A 13,030-nucleotide genomic window follows, 5' to 3' on the forward strand; every position below is an offset into this window, starting at 1 on the left:
ACACTTTTGCGCGACATGCATTAGGTTCGCTCAGCCCCCAAGCAGCCGATTGTCGAGCGGATAGGTCGAAAGCTTCTCGTTGCCGGTGTCGGTGATCAGGATCTGTTCCTCGATCTTGACGCCTTCGTAGGCGCCAAGCCTGCCGATGTAGCTCTCGACGCACAGCACCATGCCTGACACAAGCACGCCGTCCGGCGTGTCGTCGGTCCAGTCGCCGGCATGCGGCAATGTCGGGTATTCGTCGGCCAGGCCGACGCCGTGATAGAGCACCCCGTAGCGCGCCGGGAAGCAGTCTCCCGGCGGCACCGACGAGCCCTCGACGAGATCGCGGAAGGATATGCCCGGCCGCATCAGTTCGGTGTTGTGGGCGATCTGGTCGGCAGCGATCTGAAACAGGTCACGCTGTTCCTGCGACGGCGGCGCGTCACCGCAAAGCCAGGTGCGCGACAGGTCGGCGCAGAAGCCGTAAGGACCGATCAGGTCGGTGTCGAAGGCGACGAGATCGCCGGCCTCGATCGTCCGCGACGAACACTCCTGGAACCACGGATTGGTGCGCGGACCCGACGACAGGAGCCGGGTTTCGATCCATTCGCCGCCGCGCGCGATGTTGCCGCGATGGAGTTCGGCCCACAATTCGTTCTCGGAAATACCAGGTCTCAGCGCCTGCTCCATCTCGCCCATCGCCGCCTCGCAAGCGACGATCGCCCGGCGCATGGCAAGGATCTCGTCGGGCGATTTGATCAGCCGCGCATTTTCCATCACCGCCTCGCCATTGCCGGTCGAAATGCCGAGACGGGCGAGTTCCTCGATGCCCTCGGGATTGATGTGATCGACCGCGATACGGCGATTGCCGCCGCCATGTTCCAGTACCAGCTCGGCGATGCCGGCTGCCCAGCGGCGGACTTTTTGCCCGGTCAACTCGCCGCTGTAGAGATACGCCCACGACACCGCCGGCCGCACCTCGTCGACGACGCCGGAATGGTCGGAAAGGTGCTCACAGGAAAAATAGTCGAACAGTACCACCGGCCCATCGGTGGCGACGAAACAATGCCTGGTCGGATTGTGCGCGACCCAGAGCTGCATGTTGGTCGCATCGGTCGCGTAGCGGATGTTGACCGGATCGTAGAGCAGGGCTCCCGCATAGTCGCGGCGCTTCAGCTCGGCGCGGATGCGCTCGAGCCGGTATCGGCGCATGGCGGGCAAGTCAGGAGCGTCAATACCCGCCGCCTGCCACTCGGCTTCCGCCAGCGCACCATAGCCCAGCAGATGCTGGTTGAGTTCAGCGGCCTTCAGGCGCGATTTTTTGCGCAGCGCATCGATCGAGTCCTCCGGCTCGAACGGCATGATCTTGCGATGATGACGGGGCCGGTCAGTCGGATTCCTGTCCACCCTCGACTCCTTCGCCAGCGCCTTCCTTGGGCGCCATGGCTCCTTCCATTCTCTTCAGTCGGACGAATGCGCCGGGCCGGGCGGACTTGTCGGTGCCACGCAACAGCGGAACCATGATTTGCCGCGGTTGGCCGTCCGGCTCATAGCCGGCCGCTTTGAGCTGGTCCAAAATGACCGGCCGCGGATCGTCGTGATCAAGCCAGACGAGTACGGCCGGCCCCCGCATCAGCGTTTCGAAATTAGGCACTTCCTGGTCAAGTGCGACCAGTTTTTCGTCGACCAGCCGCAGGTTGCCGACCCATGCACCGTCGGATATTGCAGTTTTCACCGGTCCGTCCGCGGTCAGTTGGCGATAGAGGGCCGGGTAATCCAAGCGGATCATGCGGGAGAGGCCACTGGTCCCGTTTATCTGGACGTACCAAGTGGCGGGCGCGAGCAACACGGCGATGATCGCTCCAGCCGCGATCACCAGGAGCTGCGCATTCCTGCCGCGCGGCGCCAGCCGTTCCATAGTGGCGACGATGGCCAGCGGCAACATGAACAGGACCGGCAGCAGCCAGCGGTCCTTGACAACCGTCACGCCGGTGGCCAGCACAAGTATTGCCAGCATAGCCAAGCCGAGCGCCAAGCTACGCCACAACAGAATTTCCCTGGCCGGACGTTTCGGGTGCCGCTCGGAGAAACGGAACTTCGCCACCCCGAAGGCCAGCGCGGAAACGAGCACCGGCAAGACCGCGAAATTGAAGGTCCCCATGACAAACTTGCCGGCGCCGACAAAGGCCGCCGCGATGCGCCCTTGTTGCGGGTCTATTCCGAACTTCTCGCCTCTCGACAATAAATCGGCGGGATGCATGAGGCTCCAATAGGTGGTTGGTGCCAGCACCAATATCGCGACCGCTATGCTGATTGCGAACTTTGGATCAAGGATGGCGCTGCGCAATTCGCGCAGCGACAGCGCTGCCGCAACAAGGGCCACCACGAGGAAGACGTCGTTATACTTGGCAAGAATTGCCGCCGCCGTGGCCAGGCCAAACGCCGCATAGGCAATCATGCTACGCCGCTCGAGAAGATAGGCCATGGTGAGCAGGAGCAGCGAGCAGAAGCCGACGACGGCGACGGAATGCGACAAAGCGCGCTGCGATTCCCAGACGACCTGCGGGATCGTAAACAGGCCGAACATGGCCGCCGCCGCTGTCGCCTTGGTGTAGCCGAACCGCCGCATGGCGGCGAACACGCTGCAGGCGGCGAGGAACAGCACTGAGTATTTGACGAGCTTCAGCGTGAAGATACTGGTGCCGAAAACATGCGCGGCCAGCCAATTGATCCAGGTGTAGAGAGGTGGTTGCGAGCCGCCATATCCAGCCCAGAGATACGGTACATAGATCAGCTGCTCCGCATCGTCGATGCCGACGCCGGTTCCCGCCCAAGAGCTCAACAGGGACAGTATGATGGTCTGCAAGGCAAAATAAGCCGCGACCATGACGATCGCCGCCGGGAAGGGGCCGATCCGTCCCTCGGCCAGCCACTCGGCCCATTTCATGTCGTACTTCAAGGAAGTCTCATCGCCCCTGCCGGCACAGTTGCCGGCTGGGCTAGCATGAAGAGCGTGCTCCGCACAATGCGACCGGCTGGCTGCACCTACGTTCGCATCTTTTCGCCACTCGGATCGAAGGGCGGCTCGACGTTGATGCGCGCCGACCGCCGGTGTCCAAGGATCTCGATCTCGAACAGCCCGGCGCTCTCGTTTTCGGCAAGCACTGCCGGTACGTAGCCTTGCGCCATCGACTTCTCGACATAATGCGCATAGCCGCCGGAGGTGACCCAGCCGACCACGCGCCAGTTGCCGTCGACAATACCGCGCACGGCAGACGCGCCTTCAGCGGCGTTCGAGCCGCGCACTTCCTTGCCGCCCGCGTCGAAGCGCGGCGCGCCATAGCCATGCGGCTTTTCTACCGTGCCGAAATCCTTGTCGCCGACCTTGGCCCAGATCGGCTCGTCGCCCATGACGTCGGCATCCGCAGCATCGACGATAAAGGAAACGCGGCGCAGCTTCGGCCCTGCCGCCTGTTCCTTGGCCGCTGCCTCGCGGCCGATGAAATCGTTCTTCTCCAGCTTGATAAAGCGGTCCATCGAACCTTCGAACGGTCCGTAGATCGGACGTAGCTCGCGGAACCAGGTCGGAAAGTTCTTTTCAAGCCGCATCGAGAGCAGGGCGCGCATGCCGAAATCAACAAGTCCGAACTCTTCGCCGGCCTCCTTGATCGCCTTGTAGACCAGACGCTGATAGGCCGGCGCCATCCAGATCTCATAGCCGAGATCGCCGGTGTAGGTGATGCGGTTGACCATGCAGGGCGCGCCGCCGACCGCCATCTCGCGGAAATCCATGAAGCGGAAGGCCTTGGTCGAGATGTCGACGTCGACCAGTTTCTGCAGCAGGTCGCGCGATTTCGGCCCGGCGATGGAGAGGCCAACCAGCGTCTGGTCGAAGCGGTGGATGCGCACCTCCGACGCCCTTGGACCGTCCTTCGGCAGATGCTTCTCGAACCAGCGCATGTGATATTTTTGCGCGGCCGAAGAACCCCAGATCATGAAGCGTTCTTCGCCCGCCTTGGCGATGGTGAAGTCGCCGATCAGTCTGCCGAACTCGTTCAGCATCGGCGTCAGCACGATGCGGCCGGTCTTCGGCATGCGGTTGGTCATCAGCCGGTTGAGGAAATCCTCGGCCCCAGGTCCGGAGACTTCGTATTTGGCGAAGTTGGCGATCTCGGTGACGCCGACCCTCTCGCGGGTGGCGCACACTTCCTCGCCGATCGCGCCGAAATCATTCGAGCGGTGGAAGGACACGATGTCCTTCGGCTCCGAGCCTTTCGGCGCGAACCAGAGCGGGGTTTCGAGACCCCAGCTGTCGCCCATGACGGCGTTGTTGGCGAGCATGGTGTCGTAAAGCGGGGTCGTCTGCGCCGGTCTTGCCGCCGGCAATTCCTCGTTGGGAAAGCGGATGGAGAAACGGCGCGAATAATTTTCGCGCACCTTTGCGTTGGTATAGCGCAGCGTTGCCCATTCGCCGAAGCGCGCAACGTCCATGCCCCAGACGTCGAAGCCGGGGTCGCCATGGACCATCCAGTTCGACAGCGCCAAGCCGACGCCGCCGCCTTGGCTGAAGCCGGCCATGACGGCGCAGGCGCACCAGAAATTGGTCAGGCCCTGCACAGGGCCAACGAGCGGGTTGCCGTCGAGCGCGAAGGTGAAGGGGCCGTTGATGATCTGCTTGATGCCGGCTTTCTCGATGCCGGGAAAATGCTTGAAGCCGATCTCGAGCGACGGCGCGATGCGGTCGATGTCGGGCTGCAGCAGCTCGTGGCCGAAATCCCATGGCGTGTTGACCGGCGACCACGGCTTGCAGGCTTTTTCATAGGTGCCGAGCAGGATGCCGTTGCGTTCCTGGCGGGTATAGATCTCGCCCTTGAAGTCGAGCACGCCGATCATCTCGCGCCCGGTCGACTTGTTGAATTCCTCGACCTCCGGCATCGGCTCGGTCAGGAGATACATGTGCTCCATCGCCAGCACCGGCAGCTCGACGCCGACCATGCGACCGATCTCGCGCGCCCAAAGGCCGCCGCAGTTGACGACATGCTCGGCTTTGATCGTGCCTTGCTCGGTGACGACGTTCCAGGTGCCGTCGACCTCCTGCGTCAGTTCGACGACGCGGTTGCGCAGCACGATCTCGGCGCCGAGCTTCCGGGCGGCTTTGGCATAGGCGTGGGTGGTGCCGGAAGGGTCGAGGTGGCCCTCGACTGGATCCCACATAGCGCCGACGAAATTCGTCTCGTCCATCAGCGGGAACATCGCCTTGGCTTCGGACGGCGTGATCAGTTCGGTGTCCATGCCGAGATAGCGGCCCTTGGCATGGGCGAGGCGAAGGAAGTCCATGCGCTCTGGCGTGTCGGCCATCATGACGCCGCCGGTCAGGTGCAGCGAGCAGGATTGGCCGGAAATCTCCTCGATCTCCTTGTAAAGCTGCACCGTATAGGCCTGCAGCTTGGCGACGTTGGGATCGCCGTTCAGCGTATGAAAGCCGCCCGCCGCATGCCAGGACGAGCCGGAGGTGAGCTCCGAACGCTCGATCAGCATGATGTCGGTCCAGCCGGCCTTGGCCAGATGATAGAGCACCGAGCAGCCAACGACGCCGCCGCCGATAACAACCGCTTTTGCATGAGATTTCATGAAGATAGTTCCGTTTTTGAAGAGATTGAATCGAGTGAGCGGGGCGCGAAAACAAAGCGGAGATCGAATAGAGCGATGTTTTCGGCCAGCCTGCCATCAAGCGCGGCAAGAATGGTTTCACAGACGGAAGTACGATGTTTCAGGACGTCATGGCTCCAAAGACGCAGGATCGAGTAGCCTTGGGCGCGCATGAAATCATCGCGGCGGCGGTCATATGAACTGCCGGCGTGCTGTTGTCCGTCGACTTCAACAACAAGCCATTTTTCGCGGCAGACAAAGTCTGCAAAAAAGGCGCCGATGGAGAACTGACGCGTAAAGCGATAGCCGCCAAGCTTGCGCGCCTTTAGTTCAGGCCAAAGCAGTGCTTCGGCCTGATTGCCTGCTTGCCGCAGGCTACGCGCTCGCTGGGTTGTGCCTGTTTTGCGGCGGCTGCGCGTTTCATGAACGGCTTCCCCCACTCCGTCGCCGCTTCGCGGCGCCACCTCTCCCCCCTCCGGGGGGAAAGGAAGGGCGCCAACTGGAATCGTTTCGCGCCCTTCCTCTACCCCGTCGATCGGGGGAGAGGTGTCGAGCGAAGCTCGACGGAGTGGGGGTCGACTACTCATCAGATGATCAGAAATCGGTCGGGGCGCCGCCTTCGGCCCGGCGCTTGTCGACGAAAGCATTGAGCTCCTCGCGGATCGCCGGGTCCATATAAGGCTCTTCATAGGAGGCCAGCCGCTCCTTCCAGACGCGATTGGCTTTTTCGAGCGCGGTCGGTGACCCAGCCTCCGCCCAACTCTCGAAATTGCGCCAGTCCGAAATGATCGGCGCATAGAAGGCGGTCTTGTAGCGGTCCTGCGTGTGCTGGGTGCCGAAGAAATGGCCGCCGGGGCCGACCGACTGGATGGCGTCGAAACCGAGCGCCTCGTCGGAAAGATCGAGCGGCGTCAGGAACTCGGCGACCATCTGCAACAGGTCTATGTCGAGGATGGTCTTCTCATAGGAGCAGCGCAGGCCGCCTTCGAGCCAGCCGGCGGCATGCATCATCAGATTACCGCCGCCCTGGATGGCACCCCACAGCGAGAACACGCTTTCATAGGCGGCTTGCGCGTCGACGGTGTTGGCGGCGCAGGTGTTGGAGGTGCGGTAGGGGATGTTGTAGCGGCGGGCGAGCTGGCCGCCGACCAGCTGCGCCTTCATATATTCCGGCGTGCCGAAGGCCGGCGCGCCGGACTTCATGTCGACATTCGAGGTGAAGCCGCCGTAGCCGACAGGCGCGCCCTTGCGCACCATCTGTGCGAAGGCGATGCCGGACAGCGCCTCGGCATTCTGTTGCACCAGCGCGCCGGCAATCGTCACCGGCGCCATGGCGCCCGACAGGGTGAACGGCGTCACGATGACCACCTGGCCCTTGCTCGACATCTGGATGATGCCTTCCATCATCGGCACGTCGAGCTTGAGCGGCGAATTGGTGTTGATGATGGTGAACACCGACGGCTCCGCAAGCAACTGCTCGTGGCTGATGCCACGTGCGATTCTGGTGATCTCGATGCCGTCGACGTTGCGCTCTTTGCCGAGCGAATAGATGTGGAACATCTTGTCGGTCAGCGTGGCGAGGTCACGGATGCATTCGAGGTGGCGCACGGACGGATGGATGTCGATCGGCTCCACCGGATAACCGCCCGTGCAATTCAATATGTTGTGCATCTGCGCAAGCTTGAGAAAGTTGCGATAGTCCTGCTGGTTGCCCGGCCGGCGGCCGCGGTCGACGTCGGAGCAATTGGGTGCCGACGCCATCATCGAGATGATCAGATTATCGCCACCGAAGCGCACATTGTGCGCCGGGTTGCGGGCGTGGATGGTGAATTCCGGCGGGCAGTGCGCAACCAGTTCCAGGATCATGTCGCTGTCGAAGCGCACCCGCTCGCTGCCTTCGCGGACATCGGCGCCATGCGCCTTCATGATGCGCCGCGCTTCGTCATGCAGCACGTCGACGCCGATTTCCCGCAGCACGCGCAGAGAGGCGAGGTGGATGGATTCCAGCTCGTCCTCGGAAACCAGCCGGGTCGGCGTCAGCGGGTTCTTCAACTGGCGAAACGGCGGCTGGTCGAACGCCGCCGATCCGCCGGCACGCTTCCCCGCGCGGCCGCCGCGACGGGCGCGGTCGTTTGCCAGTGCCGGTTCGGCGGGCTGAAGGGCGGCGGTCATGATAGTCCTCGTACGCTGCGGCAATGCGGCGGCATAATGGACTGCCGGCCCTCCGGCCATTGCGGAGGCGGCGACCACTAGGACGAGGGAAGCGACATGCCCTGGGGGCAGCCGGCGGGATCGTCAGCCTCTTGATCGCGTTCCGGCTGGCGCAAGCGGTTTTCGTTGCCGGTGCTTACTGCGACGGAACCGAAACGCTAATCCTGCATCATGGACCGGGCGGAACAGAACAGCGGCGAGACAGTGCAATGGGCGGCCATCACCGGCGTGATCGCAACCGTCTCGGTGTTCGCCATTGCGCAAGGGCTGAGCTATCCGCTGTTGAGCTTCATCCTGCAGCGCCAGGGCGTCTCGCCGGCCATGATAGGCCTGTCGGCGGCAATGACGCCGATCGGCTTCATCGTCTCCTCGCCGCTGGTCCCGGCTCTGTCGCGCCGTTTCGGGGCCGGGCGCACCGCGCTTACTTGCGCGGCACTTTCCGCGCTGGTGCTGGCGCTGATCGGCTGGACGCAAAATGTCTATCTGTGGTTTCCGCTGCGCTTTTTGATCGGTGGGGTCACCAACCCGCTCTACGTGCTGAGCGAAGTCTGGGTGATCGCACTGGCGCCGCCAGCACGCCGCGGCCGCGTCATGGGCATCTATTCGACGATCATTTCGGCGGGCTTTGCGGCGGGGCCGCTGTGCCTGCTTGCGGTCGGCACCGTGGGATGGCCGCCGTTTCTGGTCGGCATCGGCGCATTCCTGTTTTGCGGCGCCTGCCTTGCCTCGGTGCTGGCACGGCTGCCGAGGGTCGACGAGAGCGGGCACCGGGTTTCGGTGCTGGGATTCGTGCCGCAGGCGTGGCTGCTGTTGTCGGCGGTCGTGGTGGCCGCTGGTTTCGAACAGGCAGTGCTCGCCTTGCTGCCGGTCTACGGAACGCATTACGGCATCGCCGAAGCGCGCATGTCGGCGCTGCTGTCGGTGATGATCGCCGGCAACATCGCTATGCAGGTGCCGCTCGGCCTGTTGGCGGAACGACTGACGGCGCGGCTGGTGCGGTTCATCTGTGTGGCGGTGACGGTGCTCGGATGCGTGCTGTTGCCGGTTCTCATCGAGACGCCGCTCATATGGCCATGCGTCTTCATCTGGGGTGCGGTTTCCTACGGCATCTACACGATGTCGATCATCGAGCTCGGCGAGCGGTTCACCGGCTCGGCGCTGGTCGCCGGCAACGCCGCCTTTTCGCTGATGTGGGGCGTCGGCGGCATCGCCGTGCCGCCGCTGGCGGGCGGCGCCATGGATGTTGTTGGCGCAGGCGGCCTGCCGCTCACGCTTGGCGCCATTTGCCTGGCGCTGGCGCTTGTAACGGTCATTCGAAGGCGGATGGTGTGAATGCCTGAAGTCGCCGTTCTGACGCAATGACTTGAATATTAGCGGCCCCGTGTCGATCTTGGCGATGCCGACGCCCGACTCAACCGGAGACCTCATGACCAAATTGAACAGCCAGGCCCAACCGGATCCGGCGGCCGAAGATCCCTTCCTCTGGCTGGAGGGCAGGACTGACCAGCGAGCGCTCGACTGGGTTCATCGCCAGAATGAAATCACTGTCGCCGAATTGCAGGGTGACCCGTCCTACCAGGCAACGTTCCAGACCGCGCTCGACCTGATGACGGCCGAGGATAACATCGCCGTCGGGGCCGCTATCAACGGCCATGTCTATAATTTCTGGCAGGACCGCACGAACGTACTCGGCCTCTGGCGGCGCACCACCGTCGCGTCCTACAAGACCGACAAGCCGGATTGGCAGACGATCATTGACTTCGACAGTCTGGCGGCGGAAGAGGGGGTGAAATGGGTGTTCAGCGGCGCCAGCCGGCTTTACCCCGATTTCAGCCGCTGCCTGCTCAGCCTGTCGCCGGATGGCGGCGATGCCAGCGAGATGCGCGAATTCGATATCGAAAGCAGGTCCTTCGTCGAGGGTGGCTTTCGTGCTCCCGCCTCGAAATCGAACTTCAGCTGGCTGGACGAGGACACGGTCATCGTTTCCGCCGCCTTCGAGGAGGACGACAAGACCCAGTCCGGCTATCCGCGCGTGGTCAAGCTCTGGCGGCGCGGCACGCCACTGGAAGCGGCGATGCCGATCTTCGAGGCGCTGAAGCAGGATCTCGCCGCCGGCGGATCCGTCGAATTCGACGGTGACAGGCGCCACGTCTTCCTGGCCCGGACGCTCGACTTCTTCGCCTCGCACAGTTTCCTGCGGCTGCCTTCTGGCGAGAACCGGCGCATCCCGTTGCCGGACGACGTCACCGATACGGCGCTGTTCAAGGGCCAGCTTGTCTTCGGCGTGCGTACCCCGTGGACGGCGCCGGACGGCACGCTGTGCAAGCCCGACGGGCTCTATTCACTCGATTTCGAGCGCTGGATCGAAACCGGTCTGTTCGGATCCATCGATATCGTGCTCGAGCCGGCGCACCGTGTCTCGATCGCCGGCATCGCCCGCACGCAGGCCCGGCTGTTCATCAATTTGATGGACAATGTGCGCGGCAAGGTCATCGCCGGCGAGCGCAGCGACAGCGGCTGGGAGTTCAAGCCCGTTGCATTGCCCGAAAACGGCAATGTCGGCATCAGCCATGCCGAGCATTTCGGCTCCAGCGTCTCCTTCTCCTTCACCGATTTCCTGACGCCGAGCTCGATCATCTGGTCGGACGATAATGCCGCGGCGCTGGCAACGGTGAAGTCGCAGCCGGCGCGCTTCGATGCGTCGTCCCTGGTCTCCGAACAGTTCGAGGCGCGCTCGAAGGACGGCACGATGATCCCGTACTTCGTCGTCAGGCGGCGCGACCAGGACGGGCCGGTGCCGACATTGCTTTACGGCTATGGCGGCTTCGAAGTGCCGCTGCTGCCCGGCTATGCCGGCGTGCGCGGCAGGCTGTGGCTGGAGAAGGGCAATGCCTATGTGCAGGCCAACATCCGCGGCGGCGGCGAGTTCGGCCCGAACTGGCACCAGGCGGCGCTCAAGGCCAATCGCCAGAATGCATTCGACGATTTCGCAGCGGTGGCGCAAGATCTGGTCAAACGCGGCATCGCCACACCGGCCACGCTGGGCATCCAGGGCGGTTCGAACGGGGGCTTGCTGACTGGCGTCTCGCTGACGCAACGCCCGGAATTGTTCGGCGCGGTGATCATCGACGTGCCGCTGCTCGACATGCTGCGTTACACCGAGCTGCCGCCCGGCGCGTCATGGATGGCCGAGTATGGCGATCCGGCGAAGCCGGAAGAGGCAGCTTGGCTCGCCTCCTATTCGCCCTACCAGCATGTAGACACGGATGCAGCCTATCCGCCGGTACTGCTGACGACCTCGACTGCCGACGACCGCGTCCATCCCGGCCATGCCCGCAAGATGGCGGCGCGGCTGCAGGCGGCGGGCCATGGCAAGACGCTGTTCTTCGAAGAGACCGAGGGCGGGCATGGCGGGCGCGGCGATCGGCGGCCGCAGGCCGCACAGGCGGCGATGAAGTACGTCTTCCTGCAGCGGGCCCTGACTGGCACCAATTGACCGACATCGCTTGACCGGTACGGCTTGAACTGAGGGCTGGAGGCAGCCTAAGGTACATGCATGGCTCGGCTGGCGAAATCGGGGTGCGCATTTGGGGTGGCGGTGACGCCGTCGCCGCGCACGCTTCGCGCCGAGCTGTTGCGGCTGTGCGCCCGTATCGGCTATTCGCCGCCCGCTGTCCTCTAACGAATCCGCCCCGGCGCGAAAGCTGCCGGATTGGTTCAAGAGGAAAGACCAGACATGACCTACCAGAATTATTCGCTGAAGCAGCTTCAGCAGATCGATGCCGCGCATCACCTTCATCCGTTCACCGACCACAAGGAGATGCGCGAGACCGGCTCGCGCATCATCACTCACGCCAACGGTCCGTTCATCTACGATGCCGAAGGGACGGAAATCCTCGACGGCATGGCCGGGCTATGGTGCGTCAATGTCGGCTACGGCCGCGACGAGCTTGCCGACGCCGCCTACGCCCAGATGAAGGAATTGCCCTACTACAACTCCTTCTTCAAATGCTCGACGCCGACGCCGGTTCTGCTGTCGAAAAAGCTGGCGGAGATCGCGCCAAGGCACATCAACCAGGTGTTCTACGGCTCATCCGGTTCGGAGGCCAACGACACGGCGCTGCGCCTCGTCCGCCACTATTGGGTGCTGGAAGGCAGCCCCGAGAAGAACCGCATCATCTCGCGCAAGATGGGCTACCACGGCTCGACCATAGCCGGTGCCTCGCTCGGCGGCATGGATTTGATGCACAACCAGCTCGGCGGCGCCGTGCCCAACATCGTCCACGTGATGATGCCCTATGCGTACGAGCTCGCACTGCCCGGCGAAAGCGACCATGATTTCGGCCTGCGCGCGGCAAAAGCGGTCGAGGACGCGATCCTCGAAGCTGGCGCCGATAAGGTCGCCGCCTTCATCGGCGAGCCGGTGATGGGGGCAGGCGGGGTGAAGATCCCGCCGATGAGCTACTGGCCGGAGGTGCAGCGCATTTGCCGCAAATACGATGTCCTGCTGATGCTGGACGAGGTTATCACCGGCTATGGCCGCACCGGCGAGTGGTTCGCCGCACAAGCCTTCGATGTCGAGCCCGACACCATCACCACGGCCAAGGCGCTGACCTCCGGCTATCAGCCGCTGTCGGCGCTGCTTGTCGGCGACCGCATCGCGGCGACGCTGGTCGAAAAGGGCGGCGAATTCTATCACGGCTACACCTATGCCGGGCATCCGGTGGCCTGCGCGGTGGCACTGAAGAACCTCGAGATCATCGAGCGCGAGGGCCTGGTCGAGCGCGTCAGGAACGACACCGGGCCTTACTTCGCCAGGGCGCTGCAGGAACGTTTCGGTGGGCATGATCTGGTTGGCGAGGTGCGCTCGTTCGGGCTGATGGGGGCGATCGAGATCGTCAAGGACAAGGTGACCAAGGAGCGCTTCCTGCCGGCCGGCAGCGCGGCGGTGATGGTTCGCGACCACGCCCTTGCCCAAGGCATGATGCTGCGCGCCACCGGCGACACGATGATCCTGTCGCCGCCGCTGATCTGGACGCGCGAGACGATCGACATGGCCTGCGACCGCATCGCCAGGGCGCTCGACCTGGCCGAAGCAGATTTGCGCAAGCGGTAAGATGGAACGATCGCCGGGCGTCCGGTAATCGGGCGCCCGGAGTTTGAATGCCGCTTTATGGCGAAGAGTTCG

Annotated in this window: 8 protein-coding genes; 3 read left to right on the forward strand and 5 right to left on the reverse strand. The window is 63.5% G+C overall.

What is annotated here, in order from left to right; translation table 11 throughout:
- Positions 1-30: 30 nt before the first annotated feature.
- The 5 genes from NKH71_RS02575 to NKH71_RS02595 form a co-directional block, all read right to left on the reverse strand.
- Positions 31-1,344: a M24 family metallopeptidase gene (locus NKH71_RS02575; RefSeq protein WP_023719948.1), complete on the reverse strand. Its 1,314-nt coding sequence runs from the start codon at positions 1,342-1,344 to the stop codon at positions 31-33.
- 25 nt (positions 1,345-1,369) lie between these two features.
- A complete protein-coding gene (locus NKH71_RS02580) occupies positions 1,370-2,941 on the reverse strand; it encodes a glycosyltransferase family 39 protein (protein WP_352495951.1) in 1,572 nt (523 codons plus the stop codon).
- Positions 2,942-3,027: 86 nt separating this feature from the next.
- Positions 3,028-5,613, reverse strand: coding sequence for a GcvT family protein (locus tag NKH71_RS02585; protein WP_352547270.1), 2,586 nt, complete (start codon positions 5,611-5,613; stop codon positions 3,028-3,030).
- On the reverse strand, positions 5,610-6,095 hold the full coding sequence (locus NKH71_RS02590) for an endonuclease domain-containing protein (protein WP_352894239.1): 486 nt from the start codon (positions 6,093-6,095) through the stop codon (positions 5,610-5,612). Before NKH71_RS02590 ends, NKH71_RS02585 begins: the two co-directional genes overlap by 4 nt.
- A 130-nt stretch (positions 6,096-6,225) precedes the next feature.
- Entirely contained in the window at positions 6,226-7,803 is a 1,578-nt protein-coding gene (locus tag NKH71_RS02595; protein WP_352484532.1) for a trimethylamine methyltransferase family protein, read from the reverse strand.
- Positions 7,804-8,013: 210 nt separating this feature from the next.
- On the opposite strand from NKH71_RS02595, the gene NKH71_RS02600 reads away from it, so the two are divergent.
- The 3 genes from NKH71_RS02600 (at position 8,014) to NKH71_RS02610 (ending at position 12,958) form a co-directional block, all read left to right on the forward strand.
- Positions 8,014-9,174, forward strand: coding sequence for an MFS transporter (locus tag NKH71_RS02600; RefSeq protein WP_352484533.1), 1,161 nt, complete (start codon positions 8,014-8,016; stop codon positions 9,172-9,174).
- A gap of 94 nt (positions 9,175-9,268) precedes the next feature.
- Positions 9,269-11,338 (forward strand): prolyl oligopeptidase family serine peptidase, encoded by a 2,070-nt coding sequence (locus NKH71_RS02605; RefSeq protein WP_352484534.1) that lies wholly within the window; start codon positions 9,269-9,271, stop codon positions 11,336-11,338.
- 240 nt (positions 11,339-11,578) lie between these two features.
- Complete coding sequence (locus NKH71_RS02610; protein ID WP_352484535.1) at positions 11,579-12,958, forward strand: aspartate aminotransferase family protein; 1,380 nt, start codon at positions 11,579-11,581, stop codon at positions 12,956-12,958.
- Positions 12,959-13,030 lie beyond the last annotated feature (72 nt).

The sequence above is a fragment of the Mesorhizobium sp. M0983 genome, from assembly GCF_040318975.1.
Taxonomy (GTDB): domain Bacteria; phylum Pseudomonadota; class Alphaproteobacteria; order Rhizobiales; family Rhizobiaceae; genus Mesorhizobium.

Excerpts from the sequence above, each read along its gene's own strand:
- NKH71_RS02595 (WP_352484532.1), bottom strand. The coding sequence starts at position 7,803 with ATGACCGCCGCCCTTCAGCCCGCCGAACCGGCACTGGCAAACGACCGC.
- NKH71_RS02610 (WP_352484535.1), top strand. The coding sequence starts at position 11,579 with ATGACCTACCAGAATTATTCGCTGAAGCAGCTTCAGCAGATCGATGCC.
- NKH71_RS02600 (WP_352484533.1), top strand. The coding sequence starts at position 8,014 with ATGGACCGGGCGGAACAGAACAGCGGCGAGACAGTGCAATGGGCGGCC.
- NKH71_RS02585 (WP_352547270.1), bottom strand. The coding sequence starts at position 5,613 with ATGAAATCTCATGCAAAAGCGGTTGTTATCGGCGGCGGCGTCGTTGGC.
- NKH71_RS02575 (WP_023719948.1), bottom strand. The coding sequence starts at position 1,344 with ATGCCGTTCGAGCCGGAGGACTCGATCGATGCGCTGCGCAAAAAATCG.
- NKH71_RS02605 (WP_352484534.1), top strand. The coding sequence starts at position 9,269 with ATGACCAAATTGAACAGCCAGGCCCAACCGGATCCGGCGGCCGAAGAT.